This is a genomic window from Burkholderia sp. Ac-20365 (assembly GCF_017104715.1).
In the GTDB taxonomy this organism is placed as follows: Bacteria; Pseudomonadota; Gammaproteobacteria; order Burkholderiales; family Burkholderiaceae; genus Paraburkholderia.
In genome coordinates this window covers 233,208-256,129 of the sequence record NZ_JAAGPI010000007.1, presented here as the reverse complement: position 1 = coordinate 256,129, position 22,922 = coordinate 233,208, and the positions used below count along the sequence as shown (strand labels likewise).

Here is a 22,922-nt window from a genome sequence, read left to right as displayed (position 1 = left end):
CCGCGCACGCGCTGCGCTATTGAACAACCAGTCCGTCGATATGGAACGAACCGATCAGCACGTTGACGCGGTCCCCCGCCTTCACCAGATTGCCCTTGTTCGAAAACACCATCCAGTATTCCTGGCCGACTTCGAGCGTGCCCGTCTGACGCAACTGGCCGATGTTGTCCATCACGGGCACTTCGAGCAGCACGTGTTTCGCTTCGCCGTACAGATAGGGCGTCGTGCTCTTGTCGCCGAGCAGCTTCGCGAGCGCCGGATCTGTCACGCGATAGCTGAAGCGCAGCAGGTTGCCCGATGCCGTGCGTCGCACGCTCATGTTGTCGATGCCGCGTACCGACTGGTAGAACGCGCGTGCGTGCTGCGGCAATTTCATCGGCTCATAGTGCGACGCGTGTGATGCGTGCGCGTCCCCACCCTGCGCCGGAATCTGCCGGGTTTGCTGCGCCGAGGCTGGCATTGCCAGCCATGCGGCACAGCAGACCCACACCACCGTTGTCGCCGCGCGCCTCATTGCACGGCTCCCGTTGCAGGGGCATTCGCCTGCGGACTCGTCGTAGCGGCCGCTCCACCACCCAGCAGCTGATTCACGAGATCGAGCAGCGCACCCGGTGCAAACGGCAGGTTGCCGCCAGCGAACAGTCCCGTGCGCGGCAGCTCCACTGCGCCGATGTCGTAGGCACCGCTCTGCGGACGCTGCGTGCCGAAGAAGTCATGTCCCGGCGCGCCCGCATTCGTGCCCGCGTTGACGGCAGGCGACCCCGTCCTGATCGAGTAGTTGCCGAGCGGCTGGCCATAATTCGGGCTGCTGGAACTCAACGTCATGTTGAACAGCGACAGCGGTCCGTACGACATGTTGATCCACTGGTTGCCTTCATCCGGCGTTGCCGACGGCAGCAGTCCGAACAGCGGGTTGGGCAGCACGGTATCGGCGATGCCAGGCGGCACTGCGAAGCCGTTGCCGCCGCCTTCAGGCGGCACGCGCGCGCCATTGCAGTACTGGCTTACCACGTTCGGATTCGCTCCGCTGTTGTGCGCGTTCGGATAGTCGGTTGCGTCCGTGATGATCGAATACTGCGGCGCGAGCCGCACACCCGACGAGTGATCCGCCGCCTTGGTATCGCCGTACACGCCGATATCCCAGTACACGGCATTCGGATCGCAGAAGCCGGTCTGATGCCCCGCCTGATTCAACGTCGGGTTCAGCGTGACGATGTTCTGCAGGCCCGGAATGTTCGGGTTCAGCCCGCCCACCGTGATGTAGAACGTGCGGTTTTGCCAGAACACGTCGTTCGTGAGCACGGGCAGCGAGAAGTGGCTGCAGTCCTGTCCCGCCGGACATCCCGCGCCGCCCGCCGTGAATGCCGTCAGGAAGTTCTGCGTGTGCTTCGCCGATTCGAGTCCGGAAGGCTGCATCGTCGACGTCGTGATCGGGCTGCACGTCGTTTCCGAGCCGACGGTCGTGCAGTTCGGCGGACCGACGTTGGCCTGCGCAGCGAGCGCCGTGTTGAACAGCACGCCTGCCGACGCCGTCGAATCGTTCGAGATCACGGTGTTGTTGATGAAGTTCACCCGCACCGCATCCTGCAGCGACACGCCACCGCCCGACCAGCCCGCCACGTTGTTCGCGATGATGTTGTTGATCACGCTCACTTCGTACCAGCGGTTGCGATTGCGCGGGCTGCGCTGCACATCCGTGCCGTTGATGTTCTGCAGACGCAGGCCGCCGCCCTTGCCGCTTTCCGCCGTATTGCCGACGATCAGATTGCCGTCAATCACGAGCCCCGGCCCGACGCCATCCGAGAGCTGCGGCGCGCAGTCGATATCCACCGCCGAGTTCTCGCAGAACGTGCCGTCGGGCGGCACGCCCTGGGCGATCAGTCCACCGCCGTAAGTCGGCAGCGTCGGGTTGTTGCTCTGGTTGAACAGGATCCAGTTGTGCGACAGGTCGCCGTTGTAGCTGAAGCCGAAGTGCGCGACACCGCCGCCATCGCCGCTGCTCATGTTGCCGCAGACCCAGTTGTAGTTGAAGTGATAGTTGTCCGCGCCCGAGCAGAACGTCACGCCGGCTGCCGACGAAGGCGTCGTCGAGTTGATCTCGTCGCCGTACGACGCATTCGACGTGACCGAGTTGTGGTGCACGTTGACATGCGTGTTGTACGCAAACGGCTCTTCCGTGAAGCCATCGGCGGCAATCGTGCCGTCGGGCACCTCGACCTGGCCGATCGTGATCCCGCCCGTCAGCGTGCCTGCATTGCTGAACACGCGGTTATTCGACACCTCCGTATAGTGATTCCAGCCGTGCAGGAAGATGCCGCCGCCGCCCTGCGAGCTGTTCGTGAACGTGATGCCGTCCACGCGCGACGGGTTGCACAGGAAGTTGCTCGAGTACGTGTTGCAGTCGGCATTGCTGGCCGTGAGCGGCACGCAGATGCCGTTGGCCGTGCAGTTCGGATCGGGCTGCAGCCTGCCGCCCACGCGCACGTCGCGCACGCCCTTCGCGAGCACCGTGATGGCCGCGCCTTCGTATGCGCCCATCAGCGTCGGTTCCATCAGCAGTTCGCCGAGATTGCCGTTGAGCGTGTTGTCCCAGCCGACGGTCGGTTCGAGCGGAATCGCATCCACCTGGCGCTGCATCGCCGCCGAGCACGCATACGAACCCGACGGATCGTACGGATTGCCCGTCGAGATCAGGCCGCCGTTGAGCGCCACGCCGAACAGGCAGTCCACCTGTCTGCGCCACGGGTCGAGCTTGCCCGACGGATGCGTGTTCGCATTCACCACGACGGCGGGCGCACCCACGCCTTGCAGACGCACCGGCTTCCACATCAGCAGCATCTCGTTGTAGTTGCCCGGACCGACGATGATGAGATCGCCCGGCGCGGCCTTGTCGATAGCCGTCTGGATCGCGTTGCTGGTGCCGTTCTCGCCGCCCACATAGGCGGGCGCCTTGCCGCCGATGGTCACCGTCACCGCATCGATCGACTTCTTGCCGTTGCCCGACGTGATGATCAGCTCGCCGCAGCGCGTCTGCGTAGTGACGCCGCGCTGCTGGATCGTACAGCTCGACTGGCTCGCGGAAAGCGTCGGCACGTTGACGCTGATCTGCGTGTCCGACCACGAATTCACGTGGGCGCTCACGCCGCCGATCGTCACCGTCCCGGTGCCTTGCGATGCGCCGAAGCCATAGTGCCGCGTGACGAACTTCTGGTTATACGGCGACGTGGTCGAAGCGGGGCCGCCGTATGCGTGGTTCGGCACCTGCTGGTCGCCGAGCGCCTTGATCGTCAGCGTATGGCCGGCCTGGCTCACCCACGGACCCGCACCGCCGTTGCTCGTGTCGCCCGTCACCGACGAGATCGCCGGCGTCGCATCCGGATACGCGCAATCGGGCGGGTTGTAGCCGTCGGCGAAGGCGGACACGGGCACGACAGGCGTATCCATGTATTGCGTCTGTCCTGGCATGAACGGAATCTCGTAGCAGAACTGGCTGTACGCGGGGTTGAAGAGCGGGTCGCGGATCGTCTGCCCCGGATGCGCCGGGTCGGGCATGTCGGGATCGTTCATACAGGCGACCATCATGGTCGGCGCATAGCCTGTCGGATTCGGCGGGTTCACTTCCCATGTCGAGTAGTTCAACCCGTTGAAGATGCCCCACTGATCCGAATAGATACGGCTCACTTCGTTGCCCGCGAAATCCTTCATGGAGACAGGCACGTTCGGCACCGCGAATTTCTCGCCGAACTGCGGCGAATACGGATCGAACTCCGACGAGAAGTCGTCGAGCATGAAGCCGGTGAAATGCGCGGCCACGTGCGTCGAACTGAAGACCCAGAACTTCGCGAGCACCGACATCTGGTCGGTCAGCACGACTTCCTTGCGGTCGCACAGATGCCGCGAAGCACCCGCGAACGGCGCGACTTCCTGCGAGCCCGGGAACAGGCTGATGTAGTCCGGCACTACGCGCAGCGCGCCGACGCACGGCCAGAACGTCTCGACGCTGCCCGTGTCGCCTTCGTGGCGCGGCTGGGAGCCGAGGTCCGTGGTGGAGTTCTGCGCGTTGTTGCGGTTGTACGTCGCATTCACGGCCGCCTGGTCGGGCAGGATGAAGATGTTGCCCAGCCCGCCGAACTGCTGCGTGACAGGCGCGATGTAGTTGTCGCCGATCAGGATGTTCTTGTCTTCCTCCTTCACGAGTTCATAGCCGGGCGGAACGATGATCTCCACCACGTATTTGCCCGCCGGCAGCATGTACGAGCCGTCGGCCTGCTTGCTGCAGATGTTGCAGTTCGAGCCTGTCGGCGTACCCTTCTGCGGGTCGCGGCCCGTCACGCTCGGGAACTGATACATGCCGTCGTACGGCGCTGGCTGCAGCTGGTTGAACGCGTGCATGCCGTCGTAGCACTTGAACTGCGAGTGCGAAGGCAATGCGCGTCGTTGCGGATCGAGCCATTGCGCGCTGTCTTTCAGTGTGAAGAAGAACGGATCGGTGGTTTCCTGGCCCGGGCAATTCATGTTCGGCACGCCGTCCGAACGGAAGCCCTGGGCCCAGTCGTCCCAGCTGCTGGTCTTCGTCGTATCGACGAGCTTGAGGCTTTGCGTGCCGTCGCCAGCCGTGCCTTCCGCGTACAGGTTGACGGTTACGTTCGGCACGTCCGGCGTCCAGCTCGTGTGGATCAGCAAGGCAGGATCGTCGAACGGACGGGTCGAGGCGTAGATCACTTCGCCGTGAATGCCGCCGTTCTCGTTCGCACCATACGGCGCCTTGCCGAACTCGATGAACGAGTTCTGCCCGGAGAAGCCTTGCCAGCCCATCGTCGTGACCCACGGCGGGTCGACGCGGCCCGTCGACGGGTTGGTGCCCGTGCGGTCGTTGCAGTCCGCGTCGTTGCAGTAGGTCGCGCCCGGCACACGCAGTGCCGAGGGCAGATGCGCAGTCGACGACTCCTTCGTGTTCGCGTAGTTCGCCGCAATCGACGAGCCGCCGCCACCCGGCGTGCCGTCCGGCGGACCGCCCGCGTCGTAGACGACATGCACGCCCGTCTGCTTGTAGCGCGTCGTGTCGGCTTCCGCGATGTACCAGTTGAAGAGCGGGAACACTTCATTGAACGACGCATAGCCGTTCAGATCCGTGTTGTTGAAATTCGAATAACTGCCGTCGCGGAAACGGATATTGGTCGGCACGAGCGACAGACCCGGCTCGCTGTCCTGCGACACGCCGTCGCCGTTCGTATCGATGAAGGTGCGCGTGTAGAGGTTCGTGTGCCATTGCAGCACGGGCAGATCGCCGATGTTCTGCACCTGGCCGCCCTTGAGCTGCACCGCCGTCGCAAGACCGTCGACGATCTGGTCGTTCCACTGGTCGAACACGGTGATACGGAACAGACCATCCGGCAGACCGTTGATGCTGAATGTGCCGTCGGCATTGCATTTCGTGAACGCGATATCTTCCAGATCAGGATCGCCGACGCTCACATAGCATTGCGTGAAGCTCAGCGAATCGCGCGAGCCGCTGCTATAGAGGTTTTCGTTAGGCGGACGGCTGTAGTGCAGGTTCGTGATCCTGCCCGTGACGCCGTTGTTGCACGCTACGCCCTTGCATACGCCCGGCAGCCGCGCGTTGATGATCTTCGGGTTCGCAAAACCGATCGTCACGTGGAAGCCCGCCGGCCCGAACTCCTGGAAGTAGGCAGGGCCGCCCACCTTGATGAACGCGTCGTGCGCTTTCTGTCCGTCGAGCGTATTGGTTTGCAGCCACTCCTCGCCTTTCGCGATGCGATCGGCGGCGGGCGTCGCCACCACGCCATAGCGTCCCGGCATCAGGTTCGCGATGATCGCCTGGCCCACCAGCGGCGACATGGTCTTGCCGTCCGATTCGAACTTCGGGCAGGTCGGGATCATGCCGACCAGGCCGTCGTTTGCCGCCTTCGTGATCGGGCACGCGTCGAGGCCGGTGTTCGGATCGATCGTGCCTTGCAGCGAATTCGACAGCGGCATGTTGAACATGTCGTACGTCATCTGGCCAGTGGCATCGCCCGTACCGCCTGCGTCGTCGAACAGCTTGATTTCGAAGCCGCCGAGACCCGGCTCGCGCGCCGTGCCGAATGCATCGGTGCCGCCGCTCACATCGACTTCGCCGTTCACGGGTGCATCGTCTTCGAACACGAACACGGAGATCTTCGCCGTCTGCAACGGCGTCTGCTGCAACAGCACGTTGACGGTGTGCTGCGCGGGCGCGATCGGCGCGCCGCCCATCGCGTGGCCGCAGCTGCCCGTGCCGGGTGCGAAGTCCGCGCCGCCCGGACCCGACGGACAATCCTTCGCGATATCGAACTGCCGTTGCGGACCGTCCGGGTTGTTCGGATTGACGGGCTGGGGCGCGCCTGCGCCAGCCGTGAAGGTATTGCCCGCGTCGCCGGGCAGGATCGACAGGTAATAGTGTTTCGTCGGATCGAGCGCGACCTGCGATGGATCGACAGGCGTCTGCTGAGCCGCCCCCGGACGGCACACGCCGTTTCCGACATCGCACACGGCAGGCACGTGCGTATTCGAGGTGGGATCGAACACCGTCTGTCCCGACTCGCACGACACCGTGCCCACGCAGCCTGCCGCGACGACGGGCATATAGCTCGTGTGGAAGCTCGTGCCCAGGCTCGGCACGGGCAGCGGCGGACAGGTGGAAGGCCGCGTCGTCGAATTGACCTGGCAGGCGGGATCGATCTGGAACGTGCGGTCTTCTTCGATGATCCAGCGGTAGTCGCCGATCGCCGTGCCCGTCTTCGCGTCCTTGACGGCGACGACGATGCCGCTGCCGCCCTTGAACGTCACGGTGACATTCGCCGGAGCGCTCGCCGTGTTCTGCGAGTTGACGGCCTTGTACTGGAACGTAACCGTCGATGTCCCATTGCCGACGGGCGGTGTGTTCGGCGCAACGTTGAACGAGCCGTCCGTATTGAGCGAGACCGTACCGCCCGTCGCATTGCCGACGATGGCCGCCGTCATCGGCAGGCCTGCGGGGTCGTGGTCGTTGCCGAGCACGCCGGGTGCGCCGATGTGCAATTGCGAGGCGACATTGCTGCTGAACGCATCATCCGATGCCGTGGGCGCGCCCGACTGGCAGCTCTGGCTGCCCGAGCATGCGTTGAGCGTCACCGTCGCCGTCAGCGCCGCGTTGCCATTGGCCTGATAGACGAAGCTGTCCGATGTCGTGCCCGAGTTCGGCACATAGGTGAAGGTGCCGTTGGGGTTCAGCGTCAGTGTGCCGCCTGTGGGCTGCGTCTTGATCTGCACGCCATAGACGCCCACGTCGTTGGCAATCAGGCCTTTGCCGGGGTCCGACACGGTCAGCGTATTGCCTGCCACCAGATAGTACGAATCCGGGTTGGCCTTCGCGTTGGCATTGCCCGCCGCCGAAGTCGGCAACGCGCCGCCATTCACGCTGATATAGCCCTGCATGCCGCCATCGCGCTGGTTATTGGTCGACAGGCTCAACTGCCGGTCGTACACCGGCAAGGCCAGCGCGCCCGCTGCGGGCGAGTTCATCATCACGTCGTAGGTCTTGCCCGCCGCGAGAAACACGGCGCTCTGCACGCGCAGACTGCCAGGCAGCAGGTTACCGTCTTCGGCGATCAGCGAGAAACCCGACACCGGCGGCAAACCCGTTTGCGCGCCGACCACCGACGGCACGTGCATCCGCAAACCGGCGTTCACGAAGCGCAGCAGGACCTGGCCCGTCGTCGTCGTGGTCGAGGCGGGCGCGGTAATGGGGAACGCCGAACCATTCGCGTTGGATCTGTCGAAGGCGACGCCGTTGATCAGGTAATAGCGCGGATCGTAGTTCACCGCGGGCGGATAGCAGGTGTTGTAGGTCGCGGACGCAGGATCGCCGCAGCCACCCGACAGGCCGGACCACACACGCGTTTCGCTAAAACCCGCTGTGGCGACGGCGGTCGCGACGGCCTGGTTCTGCACCGGGTCGATTTCGCTCAGCACGAGCGGGAGGTCCGCGTCATATTTGACGTTCAGATACGCTGTCCCCTGCGTGGAGCCCGGCGTGGGCGGCGTCGTGACGACGAGCACGCCATACAGGCCCATCGGCCCCTGGATCGACGGATGCGTGCCCGATTCGATCAGATACGTGCCGGGCCGCAAGTTGTTCCATGTCAGCGCGGTCGTATTGCCCGTCGTCACTTCCGTCGAGAACGACTGCACGCGCGGACCTTGCGCGGGCGGCGTGAAGCTCGCGCCGCTGCCCGTTCCCGCAATCGGCCAGGTGGTGGCCGTTTGCGTGGGATGCGCGGGACTCGGCGTCGTCGTCGCGGTATTGCCGAGACCGCCGCCCAGTTGCCCGACTATCACCAGCGACGTCGGCACCTGCGCGGGCAGGTTGTTCGTGAGATTGATCGTCAGAGAGCCTGGCGGCGTCGTGATCACCACAGGCGACCAGTTCGCGCCCGCACCGGAGTTCGCTGCCCTGCAGGTGGCAGGCGCGCCGACCGTCGTCGAGCAGGTGTAGCCCCACATCGGCACGACCTGGCCGTCGGGAAGCGCAATCGTCTGTGACTTCGCAGTCAGCGTCACGCTTTGCGCGCAGACCATCGCGCTTGCCGTCATCAGCGCCGCGGCCGCGACACCCTTCACGAGGCCGGCAAACGTTCTGTTGAAATCGCTGGATCTCATCGCGATTCTCCCCGTCTCTCTAATTGCCTTCGTTGATCGTGAACGCCTGCGGATCGACGAGCATCATCATCATCATTCCGCCTGGGAAGATGTTGTTCGTGGTGATCTCGCGTTCATTGTGCGAATGCCACATGTAGGCGAAGCCCGCTTCCGATGTCGGCGAATTCGCGATCGTGCCGCTCGGTGGCGTGGTGCCCGTGAACGATGTCGCGCGAACCGTTGCGTCGGGACCGAGATACGGGCTGCCGCCATACCATGGACCGTTGGTCAGCACGCGCGCATCGGGCAAGGTCACGGGCCCGCCGCTGCCGACGTTGCCGAACGGATGCGCTTCGAGTGCCTTGTTGTGATCGGCGCACCACTCGTAGTAGTTCGGCGCGTTCGGCGGCGCGGGCGGATTGCTGTTGACGGTGTAGTAGCCGTTCGCATCGGGCACGCAGACACTGCCGTCGCCCGCTACGTGTCCATAGACGTCCCAGTTCAGCCCCTTGCCCGTCCAGTAGAAGATGCCGTCCATCGCGAGGCCCGGCGTGGTGGTCGTCGTGAACAGCAGCGGCCCGGCGAGCTTCGTTGCGTCGGTCTTGCTCAGCAGCAGGTTGCCGTCGCGCGCCAGCACGCGCACGTGATTGCCGTGCTCGTGGAACGGATGCTGCCAGCGCCCCGAACCGATCACGCGCAACAGCACCAGTTCGCCCGGATGCATGTGCGGATTGCCGTTGTACGGCTGATGCGGATACTGCTGCGCATAGTTCGGGTCCATGTCGTCGGGCATCGAGCGGCCGTTGATCATGAAGTACGCGGGGTGATACGGCTCGGTTTCGACCGACATGCAACCCGTCGGTTGCGAGCACGACTTGCTCGCTTCCTGCTCGGCCTGCGTGTGGATGCGCAGGTCCATCTCGGAGAACTGGAACAGATACTCGCGGTCGTAGCAGGCCGCGGGAAGGTTGTACGCAGCAGCGGCATTGCGGAAGTCGGGCTGGCCGTCCGGCAGCGCGGACTGCACGGCGCGGCAGCCGGTGGGCACCGCGAGCGCGCCGGGCGCCGATGTCGGCAGCACGATGATCGCGCCAGACAGTCCCATCTCGACCTGCAGATCGCCTTGCGTGCCGCTGTAGTAGGCGTGCGTGCCCGGCGTCGATGCCACGAAGCTGTACGTCACGCTGTTGCCGTGCGTGGCCTCGCGCGTGAGCAGGCCGGGCACGCCGGTGAGCGTCACCGGACAGTTGCCGCTCGAATCGAGTACGGCTGCGCAGACCTGGAAGCCGGGGAACAGGATCGACGTGTTGCCCGCCGCTTCGGGCAGGTTGTTCGTCAGCGTGATGGTGACCGTGTCGCCCTGCTTCACGATCAGGGTCGGTCCCGGCACCTGCATGCTGGGACAGCTCGCGCCCGGTATGTTCGCGGGCGAAAAACCCGAAGGCGCCGTGCGGCAGCCGTAGCCCCACGCATAGACGCTCGTGCCGTCAGGCTGGCTGATGCGATTGGCTTCCGCCGTCAGATCGAAGCTCGTCCCCGTGATACCTGGCGCGGCCGCATGCGCGTGCTGGCAGACCAGCAAGGCAACGAGTAGCGCGTAGCCCAGCGCAGGGAACAGCGCGCGGAGTGGCATTGAGCCGCAGCGCGTGTGGCGCGCGCGCAGGAATGTGTCGATGATGTTGCCCACGGCTCATCTCCTAGGTGCAGGACTTCGTGGTCGGGTCCACCGAATGGCAGATGTGGACCTCGGTCATCAATCCGCCGAAGTTCTCGGCATCGTTCGACAGGTGATCGAGGTTCGGCGTGTACAGATAGAAAACCGAGCCCGGCGTGTAGCGGGTCGTGTCGCTTGCATCGAGAATCACGTCGATCGATTCACCGCCGCCGAGCGTGATCGAGTTCGTCAGGTAGGTCATGTCGTTGCCCGCGAGGTCGCGCAGCAACCGCGCATTGACGCCGATCACATGCATCGGGATGCCCAGCGACGCGAGCGTCTGGAATTCGCTGACGTCGAGGTCCGAGATGCGCAGCAGCGCCTTGCCGCCCGCCGGAATGTTGATCAACGCAGGCAGCGGTTGCGAGAAGTGCTGCGAACCGTCAGCGACGGGCGTCTGCATCGGACCTTGCGTGACCGTGTCCGGATAGCTGCGTCCGTTGAGCAGGAAGTACTTGTCCTTCATGTCGGTGAAGGGCTCCGGATTGAACGTCATCCCCACGAAGTGGAAGTTCGGATCGAAGCCGTGAATCTGCACGGGATACTCGACGTCATAGGCCGTCGAGCCGTCACCGTCGTTGTACGCGTAGAGCGTCGGCGTGCCGCTCCTGTTCTTCGCGTGCAGCACGCTGTTCGACGGCGGCACGGGTGTCGAGCAGAGAATGTCGTTACCGCATGCGGTGCGCAGATCGGTTTGCTGCTTGATCAACGCGCTGTACAGAGAGCCCGTCGCGACGCGGTTCTGGCGCGGCCTCACGAAGATCTGGCCGACCATGCCCATCTGCAGGTGCTCGGGCGGCGTGATGTGGCAGTGCCAGAAGTAGGTGCCCGCATCGGGCGCGAGATAGTAGTACGTGAAGCTCGCGCCGATGTTGATCGCCACCGATGCATCGGGCACGCCATCGTAGAACGCCGACGCATTCGGATAGCCGTGGAAGTGCACCGTGTGCTGCTCGAACAGATCGGGGCGCATGATCATCCCGACGTTGGTCAACGTCAGGAAGAACTCGTCGTCTTCGTCGATGGCCATCGTCGGCGCGGGCATGTTGCCGTTCATCACGCCCACGTCCATGATCTGGCGCGGGTCGACGTGGCCTGTCGTTTGTCCTGGCGGCGTCGATTCGGGATCGGGTACGAGGCCGATCGCGCCGTTGTAGTTGGGATCGGCGGCGGTGCCGATCACGTTGAACACCGACGCGAACTGCGTGCCGGGCAAGCCTTTCTTGATATCGGCGAGGCCGGACAACGGGCCGAATGAGAACAGATAGGTTTGCGTGCCGTCGGCCATCGTCGCGTAGCCGTCGCCGCCGGAAATCTGCTGGCATTTGATCGCGCCGTTGACGACACCCGTTGCCTGCGAGTTCTGCCCGGTGACGGATGGACCCGTGTAGGCAGGCTCACCCGCGCCTGCCGGCAGGGCTTTCGGATGCAGCGTCGTAATGGGTGGGCATTGCACCCGGAACGATTGTGCGAAGGACGGCAACGCGAACAGCAGCAGCAACAGCGCCGCCACGCCATTGCGGTATGCGAGGGTGCTGAACATAGGACCTCCGCTGCGGAGTCAGTCAGCGCGGAGAGCGCTGCCGTTGAGCCCGGCGATGCGGGAACGGCATACGTCGTTACACCGCCCCGTATCTGGATTGTGCAGATGGGCAACCGTCGAGGGGATGGGGCACCTCCCTACACTTGCTGTAGGGATCACCCAGCGGAAACGGAGGGACGGGGGGAAATCACGGCATCGCGTGAAGGCATCGATGCCCGCGAAGCGATGCGGCTCGCGTTCGCGTGTGAGCGCCAGAGATGTTGCGGCGAAGATATCGCAGCGTGCTACTGAACGAGGCGCGGCGGCGTGACGGAACCGTAATTCGGCCCCACACCGCCGGAGTTCACCGCCTGGCACTTATCCGGCTGATTGCTCATCTGCACGAGTATGTACGGCTTCGATCCATTGTCCGCCTTGAGGACGCGCACACAGGCAAACGCGACCACGGGCTGATAGCCCGTCCCGACACTGTTGACGACCGGCACCGTTTCGTACTCGCACGAATGGTCTCCGTTGGCGCTGCAGTTGTCGACCGATGTGAAGAGCGTGTTCTTCTCACCAGGCTGGATGTACGTGCCTGGTTGTGAGCCTATGCCGAGCGAATCGGTATTCTGACCCGCGATCAGTCCTCTCACGAACGGCACATCGTTTTGCTGACTGGTCAGTGTCGTCCACTGCCCCGCTTCGCAGCCGTTCGCCTGATACGACGACGAAACCTGGAAGACATACGGCGTATTGGGCGTCTGATTCACCGTCTGTCCGCTGATGGGTGCAGCGCTCGTTGCCAGCTTCGGTGAATTCGTCGACGCGTTCCAGTAGTTGTCGTAGAGGCATTTCGAAATCGCGACGGGAAAGAGACCGCCGGGTCCGACGTACCCTGGTCTCGACACGGCCGCTGTCGCGGTGGCGGCGGCCGACAGCGACGACACGCCAAGAACACTTGCCAGATAGACGGGTATGCTGCCGTTCGCGTTCGCCGTGCTCTTTGTCATCGTCACACGGATGGCGGGGAGATCGTTCGCCCCAGGCGTAAAAGGCACCGCCTGCAGCGTGCCCGGCGTCCCCGTCACGTTCCAGTAACCCGAGGCGACCTGCGCGACCTTGATCGCGGCGCCCTGGACCTTGTTCGAAATCGTGGCCGTCGCGAAGCTCGACGCCTTCTGTGTCGCCGTGGTCCAGTCCGGCGCAGTCGCCGTGGTGTTGCTGCATTGCGTACGCTGGAACAGACACGGCGCGCCCGCAAGCGCTGCAGCGTCGGCGGCATTCTGCAATTCGTTTCGCGCGACCAGCAGGTTGCCGATATCGATTGCCAGCGCCGCAAACCCCAACAGCGCAGCCAGACTCACTGCCGTGATCACGGCAACGGAGCCTCGCTGCCTTGCCTTGTATTTCCCGTGCATGATGGCCGCCTCACTCGTTGTTCATGATCGTCGTGGCCGTCATGACGATCGGCCCCGTGAACGCGGACAGCATGGCACCCAGGCCTAACCCTGCGTACTGGTACGAAACAGTGACTGTGAGCGGTGTACCGAACGTGCCGCCTATGCCGGAAGGAACACTGACCGTCGGTGTGTTGCTCGAGCCAAAGGTAATCAGATAGTTTCGGCTATAGGCGAGCACCACGTTAGTGATGTCCTGTGCGTTCGGTTTCGGAGTGCGCAGCACGACTCCAGCACGCGCGCCTTCGCGACTGGCGTTTGTGATCATCGCCTTGTCGTACAGCGCTACACCGAACTCGACGATGCCGAATAAGACCAGAAGCAGAAGCGGCAGCACGATAGCGAATTCCACTGCCGCTACGCCGCGTTGCGCTCTGCTAATCCTCCGGCGACGTCGGCTCGCTGCGGGCACTTCTTCACACAGGCCATCGCGTCGAATCGCGTCGATCAGGCTGGCTCGCGAGCTCGAATGTTCGATGTCGACAGACGCCCGGCTGTCAGAGACTCGCTTCATGATTTCTCCCCCGTAGTCGCTTCATGTGTTGCCGGACAAAACCAGCTTCCGTCATGCGCGCCGTATCTGTTCGAAGTTAGTCGACGCGAAGCGCCCGCAATTTCGCAAATGACATGCCAATGTCGTGCACACCGTACAGGCTGTGAGGAAATGGGGCAGTCGGAACCAATTGGAGACGCAGGTGTACCGCGGATGTTTCAACTCAGACACGCATGATCGAAGCGTGGGGTACACGGTGAGTCTTTTCTATCTTTGGGGGCGCTCAATCCGCTAGGGGAACGGTGCACGCCCAAACCGTATCAGGCTTGAGACAGCGCGGAGAATCGTTGTGAATCGCGCAGACGCGTTCGCTTAAGCAAGCCTTAAGGAATCCCGGCTATAACCACTTCGAGATCAGCCTTGCCGTGCACAATCATCCTTCAGAACAGTGAGTTTCGGCGAAGGCTCGTTCTACTGCGTCGCATTCTCAGAGACGACGTCAATGTCGCTATGGGTAACGGACACGAAACATGTCCATGTTCCTCGTGCAGCGCAAGGAGCCGGGAATGCAAGTCATTCGCAGCGGTTTCAGTCATCAAAGACCAGTCAGCGTGGTTTTCGTTTTGTTGTTGTCTTCGGTGGATGTGTGCGCTGAATCGGTTTGTCCCGCCTATGTGGAACTGCCGACTGGAAGCGCTTTCAATCTTGCACGCCTGATTGCGGACACGGGTTCACCCGAACTTGCACTGAGGAAGATCCGGGCCGCACTTGCACAAGTGACAGCAGCAGGCGGATGTCCCAAGGCTGAAGAGCCGAATGCGTGCGAGGAAACGCTGGCCGTCGCACGAAAAGCGATGGCCGCGCTTCAGGCATGTACATCGCATGCGCCACCCGAAGAAACCGCTGAACAGAACCGCCAGGCGCCGTCGAAATAGCATGATGCATTTCGCGCGGCAAACGCGTGTGAGGCGGATCTACTTCACACGCGCGACGTAGTTCATTGAGGCGCCCGCTTACTAGCAGTTTCCCTTTTTGGCCTGGCCTGGCGGGCAATATCCATTTCCCGGCCCGCCTTGAGGCTTGCCTTGCGGTACGACGACTGCGTGAGGTTCATCGGGCAAATACACTGCACAGCCAGATAGTCCGGCTGCTGCTGTTGTCAGCAGAATCATGAATATTTTCATGGCATGAATTGGGACAGACGTTGCGGTCTCTCCCACGCTCCCTGTTTAAAAGTTGAAATTGATTCCCGACTGGCTGCCGCTCGATACATTGGCGCCCGCCGATTGCGTGGCGCCGCTCGCACTATCGGCTTCGACGGTATAGTTTCCAGCCGCGGCAGCCTGCGACAGCGTGACCGGCACGGCCCCCTTGTATGTGCCCGTCAACGTTGCAGCGGCCGGCACGGCGAGCGTGTATGTGCCTGTGTCGAGATTGGCGTTCGTCGATGTCACCTCATACGATCCCGCGCCGTCGTTTTGCAGCGCGCGCATCGTGGCCTGTGCAGATGCCGTTACCGTGCCCGCAATCGTATTGACGGCGGACGAAGGCAACGTGATCGGTGCCGCCGATGTCGCGATCGTCGTCGTGGCGCTTGCCGTGACGGGCACTGCGTGAATGACGCCGTTCGCGTGTCCGTTGGGTTGCCGGTTATCCACGATCACGACATCGTAATTGCCGTTCGATGAACTCTGAACCAGCGGGCTCAGAATGAACTGGCCATTACTGTCAGCGACCGTGCCACGGATTACCTGGCCATTCTGTTCTGCGTAGACGGTCGCCCCGGCTTCGGCCGTCGCGACATATCCCGCGATGCTGCCGCTTACCACGGTTGGTGTGGCCGTTACGACCGGTTTCAGGCTGTAGGCGCCGTTACCGCGCTGTACAACCGACTTGCATGCATTGAAGTCGAGTACGAGATCCACAAGCGTATTGGCCTGAACCGTGAACGGCTGAATGATCTTGTATCCGCTCTGTGTCGCACTCGGCGTTGCAAGCGGCTGCTCAGCTGTCGTACCACTCACGACAACCGAATTGGCAACCGTGTTTCCCTGATTCTGCGCGAGTACGAGTCTGATCTGCTGGTATTGGCCCGCAGCAAGCGGTGCCCGACCGAGATCGCTCAGAACGCCATTCGTCAGTGAAAGAAGATCGATCTTCTGAGGTGAAGGCAGTGCGATATCGGTCCATCCACCATCTGTATCGCTTGCAGAAGAACTTGCGTTGACCCGTACCTTGTTGACGGTCACGTAGACATGATCGAAACCGCAAGACGGCGCGTCCGTCATTGCCACGTGCAGTGTGCCAGTTGCACCGCTGCTATTGCCGCCACCGCCTCCTCCGCATGCAGCCAGCGCAAATGGAATTGCCGCTACGCAAAGCAGCGTTATTCTCGTTCTCATAACTCGTCCCTGATGATCGTTTTTGTGTGGACAGAAGCTTACGAAAACAGGCAGTAACTTTGCGCGGCAAATTGAAATTTTATGTAACAGATGCTCTTGGCAGTGTCGGCTCTGAATTTAGGAGAATAAAAATCACTTTCAATCTTATGAGTGAATTCTCTGCACGGCATTCAATCAACAACGCGAGATAAGTCAATTGACGTGCGGCCACATCAAACGAAGCAGCACGCCAACCAGATTGCGTTATCAGCGATCAATCGCCGTGAATTCCAGGCAACGCTCGCGTGCCTTCAACTTTCACGGAGTGCAACTCGTCAGGGTTCACGCCCAGCGAACGCAGTATCGTCGGCGCGACCTGGGTCGTCGTCACGCGACGGTCGATTGTCTTGCCGTGATAGTGACCATCGGGAAACGACACGACGAGGCCGAGGTGGCTGTCATCGGGTGCATTGCCGCCGTGTTCTTCGTCCTTCTTCGTGCTCGTTGTATAGATCACGCCCGGATTCGGTTGCACGATGATGTCGGGCGTACGGCCAAGCGCAGGATCGCCGAACATGGCTGCAAGTCGCGGCCCCGACAGGATGTACGCCTGCGGACCGTCCGCGCAGATACCAGGCGCATTGCATCCCAGGTTCGCCTGCAGTGTCGCCACGGCCGCATTCACCTGCTTCTGATCGCGCAGCCAGATCAGACCGACATCATCCGTCTGGACAAGCCCTGTTCCGACCAGACCCGTTCCATCGTTCAGTGCATGGGCGTTGTTGTTCTGACCGAAATTGCCGTTCGGATCGAGATAGTTGTTCGCCTCGAGCAGCGCTGTCAACGTATCGCCGTTCTTGACGAGCTTCGTATGATCGGTCGGCGACTGGCCGTGCTTCGCGGTCACGATCATCATCGTCGAACTGGCGAGGTTTCTAGCCTTCAGTTCCGCGACCATCTTGCCGATCGCATCGTCGACATACGCAATCGCCGCCGTCACTTGAGGACCCGGCGTAAAGCTCGCATCGAGATAGCCGCCGCCCTTTGCAACCGTCGCCTTTTGCGCGACGCTCAGCGTCTGGAAGTTCGTGCCGAACAATGTCGGAACAGGCGCGTTGCGTTTGCCCGTCGAATCTTTTCCGTCGATCTCATTGATGATCGAATTGACGTGGAGGTTATCGAAGATCTCCGTATTCTGATAAACGTCCGTGTAGTCATTGCCCGTTGCCGGGTTGATCGAATTGATCTCGGTACGGGAAAGATCATCGACACCGCGACCCGAAGGACCATTCAGCCAGTCGTAGCCCCACGCATGCTTGTCGGCCCAGGCAGTGCGCGAGTCGTGTATCTGCTGCTTGACGACCTCGAATATCGTATTCGTCTTGATGTAATCATGCGGAAAAACAGGAACGCACTTGTTGCCAACCTTTGCGCGCGGGATCGCATCCGGGTTGAACGCGCCGCCGCCGTCGAGGTGAATCAGTGCGCCGCCACCTTGGGCATCGATACCTGTCGTTTCGTCGAACACGACGTTCCAGCCTTGTTTGCCCGTGCAACCTGTATCGGCGGGAGCGTACAGGGTACGGTCGTAAGAAACGTCATAGAAGAGTCCGGCTGACTTCGGCGATCCGCCCGTTACCAATGCGGCGAGCCCGGGGAACGAATCCGAGAGGCCGGGTGTGTACGCATTCGTATAGGTCACGCCCGACTTCGCGAGAAGCGAAATGTTCGGACAGGTATTTGCGCCGATGCATCGCGCCATATCCTGCTCGTGCAAACCGTCGATACTGATCAGCAGCACATGCTTTACTGCATTGCTCCGCTCGCCCTCATTCTGCGGGTTGTGATCTTCAGCCTGCGCAGAAGTCATGGGGGAAATCAGGGAACCCATCAGCGCACCGGCGCCAAACCATCTCAACAGACGACTCATTGTTCACCTCGTTCGATGTCCAGTTCACGTTACCAGGTCTTACGAATGCGGTAATGTGCGCGTCCAATGCGACCTTACGATGAAGCGCGGCTTTCGTTTCGCCCAAAGATTGAGAATGGGAATCAGCGTTACTTTCACGAAATAGCGTTGAAGATTTCAGATCGCCACATTTCATATCAGACAAAATCACTTTCTCTGGTATTAGCGAATGGGCCGTGACGCACACATAAATCCAATTTTTAAATAAGGAATATTGCTTCCGAGGTCGTTTCAATCGTCTTCTTTGTGTCGATGTGTTCATCGGCGGTTTGCACGGCGCATCGCGACATTCGTATGCGCATGCATAGTTCGGACTGTTGCTAGTTGGGCTTCGATGTCCGCATGGGACCACCTTCCCCTGAGGGATATCGACGACCAGAAGGAGCTGATCATGAAGTCGTTCATCGTCACAATCGCGGCCGCCTCGGCGTTGGCATTACCCGTCGCATCTTTCTCGCAGACCACCGACACGGGCACGACGCGAGCGCAGGTGCGTGCGGAACTACAGCAACTGGAACAGGCTGGCTATGATCCGGGAAAAGGCGAGAACCCAACTTACCCGGCAGACGTGCAAGCCGCTGAAGCGCGTGCGTCGGCAACTAGCGCTACGGGATACGGAGGAACAGCTTCCGGCTCAACCTCCTTTGGCTCTCGTGCAACGACTCATCCGGCGTCCGCAGAGGAAATGCACCAGATCTACTTTGGTGGACAGTAAGTCAGTTGATGGCGCCCGATTGCCGCGAGTTTCCTTGCTCTGATATGTGAGCGGATCGCTCGCGGCGCGACGGTGCTGTTTTTATTTGTTTCTTTTAGTCTCCTCCCGACAATCGGATTTAATTGAGCCGACCTGATCACGCATGAGAACGATCATGCGAAGTATCATGATTATCGGAGGCGTTCCTGTCGGTGCCCGCAGATGTTCCAGTCTCTCTCGCGCTCCAATGAGTTTTTCGCTGCCCGTTGTCAGCAATCCAACTGCGCCGCGAGATCGATAAAATCCCGCGCGTTAATGTCAAAGCTGTCTTCAAACGTCGTATCGACTTCGCCATCAGGTCCGAATTCGAGCGGTCGCGTAACGAATGCAGTTTTCAATCCCAGATCGCGTGCCGCGTACAGATCATATTTGTGACATGCGACCATCATGGCTTCGCCAGCAGATACGCCGAGATAGCGCAGCGCCATTTTATAGGTACGCGGGTCTGGCTTGAACGTTCCGACCATTTCTGCAGCGAAAATAGCGTCCCACGGTAATGACCCGTGCTTTGAGATATTAATAACCGCGCTGACGTCTGCATTCGATAACGTCACCAGTTTGAATCGGCGCTTCAACCGTAGCAGCCCGTCAACCGAATCGGGCCACGGCGCAATTCTCTGCCATGCAGTGTTGATTCGTTCACGCTCATCGAACGTCAGAAATCCGACGCCGTATTTCTCGATCACTTCATCAAGTGCGATGCGATAGACCCGATCGACTGGCTTCCACGTTTCAGATCCGGCAAGCACTGCATCGAGCGTCACTCGATACTTCCGCCGCCAATCATCGACGAAGCATCCCCAATCAACAGTCTGCGCGCGAGCGGCCGCAATCGCGCGAGCCGCTTCAGCTACCGTCGAGCGAAAGTCTGTCGTGCTGCCTTGCACGTCAAAAATCAATGCCTTAAGAGAATCCATTTCAGCTTTCCATAAAGATCCAGAGGCCTTCGATCACGCCTCAGGTGTTTCATCTCACAGCGTCTTTATCCCGAAGTAGTGTTTTACGGTTCTCGCGTTTGGCTAAGCAATCCGCGACAGGCAGGCGCGCGAGACCGATCGGCACGCCGACGAGTGTGCCAATGAACCTTCGCTTCATACGCGCGACGGTACCCGTCGACGTGACAGTCGTGCCGCACACACCGGCCGTGATCGCCCACACGGGCTCGACCAGCCCGAACACGCTGTTCAACACATTCGAGCCATGTCACAACCCGTCCGATAGCCTCACGCACGCCACGCTCTCCTCTTGCGATCCAAAGCCAACCACGCATGCCAAAATCCATTTGTGGCAGGTGGCTCTTTCGACCGAAAAGCTCTTACGAAAGCGTTCGATCGTCTTGATCGTAAGGAGCGCGACTTAGACGGAAATTACTGTCGGGTACGACTGCATCGGCATGACAGCGAGGGCCGACGCGCCGCTATTTCTCTGGATTGCGTGAAGTTGACTGTGCAGACGCGTGCGAACGCACGGGCAGCACGGACGGGTGCAGTCGGAAACTGACCGTCTGAGAATGATCGAACTGAGCCTCATAGGCCCATGCGGCTCAGTTCGAAGCAGCGAGTCAAAGAGGATCCTAACGGATACTATCTAGCGCCTTGGCGAACCGCGCGACCGCGCCCTCGATGTCATGCAGTTTGTCCAATCCGAACAACCCAATGCGGAAGGTCTTGAAATCCGCAGGCTCATCGCATTCAAGTGGAACGCCGGGCGCAATCTGCAAACCAGCGTCGGCGAATTTCTTGCCGGACCGGATGCCGTCGTCGTCCGTGTAACTGACCACGACGCCGGGGGCCTGAAAGCCTTCGGCCGCTACGCTTCTGAAACCCGCGCGAGTCAAGAGCGAGCGGATACGTGTGCCGAGTTCAAGCTGCTCCGCTCGCACTTTATCGAAGCCGTATGACTCGGTTTCCTTCATGACGTCACGCAGCGTCGCGAGGCCGTCCGTTGGCATCGTGGCGTGGTACGCGAAGCCGCCGTTCTCGTAGGCTTCCATGATCTGCAGCCATTTGCGAAGATCGCACGAAAAACTGGTGCTGGTCGTGGAGTCGATTCGTTCGCGGGCGAGGGGGCTGAGCATGACCAGTCCGCAGCAGGGTGACGCGCTCCATCCCTTTTGCGGTGCGCTGATGAGGACATCGACGCCACTGGCCTGCATGTCCACCCAGACGGTACCGGAGGCGATGCAATCCAGTACGAACATACCGCCTACAGCATGAACGGCGTCGGCCACCGCGCGCAAATATGCATCGGGCAGCATCATTCCGGACGCCGTTTCGACATGCGGCGCAAACACCAGATCCGGCCTGTTTTCCTTGATCGCGGCGACCACTTCTTCGATCGGCGCTGGCGCATACGCGGCCTGCCTGCCCTCTTCGACTGGACGCGCCTTCAGCACGATCGATTCAGACGGAATGCTGCCCATGTCGAAAATCTGCGACCAGCGGAAACTGAACCAGCCATTGCGGATGACCAGACACTTTCTGTTGGTTGCAAACTGCCGGGCAACGGCCTCCATGCCGAACGTCCCACTGCCCGGGACAACAATGGCCGCCTTCGCGTTGTAGACTTTTTTCAGCGAAGCGGAGATGTCGCGCATGACTCCCTGAAAGAGCTGCGACATGTGATTGATCGATCGGTCGGTGTAAACGACTGAATATTCGAGAAGTCCCTTGGGGTCGACATTCGGGAGTAAACCTGGCACGTTCGCCTCCGGTATTGAACGAATAAACGAATCGGAAAACAGATTCTAACGAAAGCCACCTGCAACGACAGCGGCCGATGCGCCCCTGTTAATTGTGCAGCGCGATCTGCGGATACGAAATCGCTAACGGAATCTTCACTCGCGCGACCTCGAATAACTAAATTATGACCGATGCATGCTGATGGAAGGCGGCATAGCGGGTTGACGCTGATCCCCGGCTGACCGATATTGGCCAGACTACCAGGTTTCGTGTCGATTCGTCGTACTTTAACTGGCATGCCTTAGCTGTCGATATCGGCATGTACAGCATGTGTGCATGTCACGACGATCGCTCCATGCAAGACTGACGCAGTGTCTGTGTTCATTTTCCCGGGGGGGACATTCAATGATGGGCGCTCAAACCGCTCGGGCCGCGCTTTTTCCGACCACCTGCGCACAATGTGGCAGCAGGTTGTCTGAGCCTGTGAACTTCTGTCCGCGATGCGGAGCGCAGGCGCGGCCCACAGTCGGCGAACGCGCACCTACGAAGAAACCCGATGTCGCATTGGGCAACGGGCTGTGGGCGTCACGGCCGAAACCGCCATCCGGAACAACCGGTCCCGCCCCTGACGCGCGCTTACCTTCGCCTTCTTCACTTTCCCTGCGCATTGCCGGCCCGCGCGGCTGGAAAGCCGTCATCGCACTGACGCTCGTGGCCATAGTCGCGCTTGCCGTCATAGTGATGTTCTTGCATCTGCGTGACGACTCCGCCGACGTCGAACAGCAGCGGGCATCAAACATGGTGCAAGGCAGCGTCACGACCGACGGCGCAGGCCAGTCGACTCAAAGCCCGGCATCGACAAGCAACGATCGCACTGCAACAACGCAGAACAATGCAGTCGCATCGATGGCCGCACCGGAATCAGTACCCTCGCCCGAAACAACGGAGCAGAGTGCTCAATCGGCCTCTTCGCCTTCTGTGCGTGGCACCGACTCGTCGGCGGAGCCTGCAGGAAGCACCAAAAGTGGCACTACCAAGAATCAAAGGCTGATAGCGCTCGCCCTTGCGCGCGCCCGCGCCGGGCTCGAAAAAAACGACCTGCGCATGGCCCGCTCGGGAGTGTTTTGGGCACTTTCGTTGCAGCGCGACAATAGCGAGGCACTCATGCTGAAACAGGAGTTGCTGGCGCGTGAAAGGGGGCGCAATTCGCCATCGGACGCGCGCTCTGGTTCCGGCAAGGGCGCGGACTCCGACTACTGAAAAGATCATCCGCGTCGTCTGCGCAAAGGA

At 61.2% G+C, this 22,922-nt stretch carries 13 protein-coding genes; 3 read left to right on the top strand and 10 right to left on the bottom strand.

The window, feature by feature from the left end; genetic code table 11:
* Nucleotides 1–16: 16 nt before the first annotated feature.
* The 6 genes from G3O01_RS15575 to G3O01_RS15550 form a co-directional block, all read right to left on the bottom strand.
* The gene (locus G3O01_RS15575) at nt 17–514 is read right to left on the bottom strand and encodes a hypothetical protein (protein ID WP_205806024.1); all 498 of its coding nucleotides are present in this window, start codon (nt 512–514) and stop codon (nt 17–19) included.
* Complete coding sequence (locus G3O01_RS15570) at nt 511–8,679, bottom strand: choice-of-anchor Q domain-containing protein (protein WP_205806023.1); 8,169 nt, start codon at nt 8,677–8,679, stop codon at nt 511–513. The genes G3O01_RS15575 and G3O01_RS15570 overlap by 4 nt, the downstream gene beginning before the upstream one ends.
* Nucleotides 8,680–8,698: 19 nt before the next feature.
* On the bottom strand, nt 8,699–10,291 hold the full coding sequence (locus G3O01_RS15565) for a multicopper oxidase family protein (protein WP_241023994.1): 1,593 nt from the start codon (nt 10,289–10,291) through the stop codon (nt 8,699–8,701).
* Between the two features lie 64 nt (nt 10,292–10,355).
* Nucleotides 10,356–11,915 carry a multicopper oxidase family protein gene (locus G3O01_RS15560; RefSeq protein ID WP_205806021.1) on the bottom strand — a complete coding sequence of 520 codons (1,560 nt, stop codon included), beginning with the start codon at nt 11,913–11,915 and terminating at the stop codon, nt 10,356–10,358.
* Nucleotides 11,916–12,199: 284 nt separating this feature from the next.
* On the bottom strand, nt 12,200–13,315 hold the full coding sequence (locus G3O01_RS15555; protein ID WP_205806020.1) for a TadG family pilus assembly protein: 1,116 nt from the start codon (nt 13,313–13,315) through the stop codon (nt 12,200–12,202).
* Between the two features lie 10 nt (nt 13,316–13,325).
* Nucleotides 13,326–13,868 carry a TadE/TadG family type IV pilus assembly protein gene (locus G3O01_RS15550; RefSeq protein ID WP_205806019.1) on the bottom strand — a complete coding sequence of 181 codons (543 nt, stop codon included), beginning with the start codon at nt 13,866–13,868 and terminating at the stop codon, nt 13,326–13,328.
* A gap of 509 nt (nt 13,869–14,377) precedes the next feature.
* Between G3O01_RS15550 and G3O01_RS15545 the strand changes: the two genes are divergently transcribed.
* A complete protein-coding gene (locus G3O01_RS15545; protein WP_241023974.1) occupies nt 14,378–14,782 on the top strand; it encodes a hypothetical protein in 405 nt (134 codons plus the stop codon).
* A gap of 294 nt (nt 14,783–15,076) precedes the next feature.
* On the opposite strand, the gene G3O01_RS15540 is transcribed toward G3O01_RS15545, so the two are convergent.
* Both G3O01_RS15540 and G3O01_RS15535 read right to left on the bottom strand, forming a co-directional pair.
* Nucleotides 15,077–16,249 (bottom strand): DUF4382 domain-containing protein, encoded by a 1,173-nt coding sequence (locus G3O01_RS15540; protein ID WP_205806018.1) that lies wholly within the window; start codon nt 16,247–16,249, stop codon nt 15,077–15,079.
* A gap of 253 nt (nt 16,250–16,502) precedes the next feature.
* Nucleotides 16,503–18,158 carry an alkaline phosphatase family protein gene (locus G3O01_RS15535; protein WP_205806017.1) on the bottom strand — a complete coding sequence of 552 codons (1,656 nt, stop codon included), beginning with the start codon at nt 18,156–18,158 and terminating at the stop codon, nt 16,503–16,505.
* A 430-nt stretch (nt 18,159–18,588) separates the two neighbouring features.
* Between G3O01_RS15535 and G3O01_RS15530 the strand changes: the two genes are divergently transcribed.
* Nucleotides 18,589–18,912 (top strand): DUF4148 domain-containing protein, encoded by a 324-nt coding sequence (locus G3O01_RS15530; RefSeq protein ID WP_205806016.1) that lies wholly within the window; start codon nt 18,589–18,591, stop codon nt 18,910–18,912.
* A gap of 248 nt (nt 18,913–19,160) precedes the next feature.
* Here G3O01_RS15530 and G3O01_RS15525 read toward each other — a convergent pair whose 3' ends face one another.
* Together G3O01_RS15525 and G3O01_RS15520 are read right to left on the bottom strand one after the other, a co-directional pair.
* On the bottom strand, nt 19,161–19,868 hold the full coding sequence (locus G3O01_RS15525; RefSeq protein WP_205806015.1) for a haloacid dehalogenase type II: 708 nt from the start codon (nt 19,866–19,868) through the stop codon (nt 19,161–19,163).
* 656 nt (nt 19,869–20,524) lie between these two features.
* Complete coding sequence (locus G3O01_RS15520; RefSeq protein WP_205806014.1) at nt 20,525–21,652, bottom strand: aminotransferase class V-fold PLP-dependent enzyme; 1,128 nt, start codon at nt 21,650–21,652, stop codon at nt 20,525–20,527.
* A gap of 544 nt (nt 21,653–22,196) precedes the next feature.
* Between G3O01_RS15520 and G3O01_RS15515 the strand changes: the two genes are divergently transcribed.
* Nucleotides 22,197–22,892, top strand: a complete 696-nt coding sequence (locus tag G3O01_RS15515) for a hypothetical protein (RefSeq protein ID WP_205806013.1) — start codon at nt 22,197–22,199, stop codon at nt 22,890–22,892.
* Nucleotides 22,893–22,922 lie beyond the last annotated feature (30 nt).

Bases quoted from the DNA above. Each gene is read 5' to 3' on its own strand.
- G3O01_RS15575 (WP_205806024.1), bottom strand. From the start codon at position 514: ATGAGGCGCGCGGCGACAACGGTGGTGTGGGTCTGCTGTGCCGCATGG.
- G3O01_RS15570 (WP_205806023.1), bottom strand. From the start codon at position 8,679: ATGAGATCCAGCGATTTCAACAGAACGTTTGCCGGCCTCGTGAAGGGT.
- G3O01_RS15565 (WP_241023994.1), bottom strand. From the start codon at position 10,291: ATGCCACTCCGCGCGCTGTTCCCTGCGCTGGGCTACGCGCTACTCGTT.
- G3O01_RS15560 (WP_205806021.1), bottom strand. From the start codon at position 11,915: ATGTTCAGCACCCTCGCATACCGCAATGGCGTGGCGGCGCTGTTGCTG.
- G3O01_RS15555 (WP_205806020.1), bottom strand. From the start codon at position 13,315: ATGCACGGGAAATACAAGGCAAGGCAGCGAGGCTCCGTTGCCGTGATC.
- G3O01_RS15550 (WP_205806019.1), bottom strand. From the start codon at position 13,868: ATGAAGCGAGTCTCTGACAGCCGGGCGTCTGTCGACATCGAACATTCG.
- G3O01_RS15545 (WP_241023974.1), top strand. From the start codon at position 14,378: ATGTCCATGTTCCTCGTGCAGCGCAAGGAGCCGGGAATGCAAGTCATT.
- G3O01_RS15540 (WP_205806018.1), bottom strand. From the start codon at position 16,249: ATGAGAACGAGAATAACGCTGCTTTGCGTAGCGGCAATTCCATTTGCG.
- G3O01_RS15535 (WP_205806017.1), bottom strand. From the start codon at position 18,158: ATGAGTCGTCTGTTGAGATGGTTTGGCGCCGGTGCGCTGATGGGTTCC.
- G3O01_RS15530 (WP_205806016.1), top strand. From the start codon at position 18,589: ATGAAGTCGTTCATCGTCACAATCGCGGCCGCCTCGGCGTTGGCATTA.
- G3O01_RS15525 (WP_205806015.1), bottom strand. From the start codon at position 19,868: ATGGATTCTCTTAAGGCATTGATTTTTGACGTGCAAGGCAGCACGACA.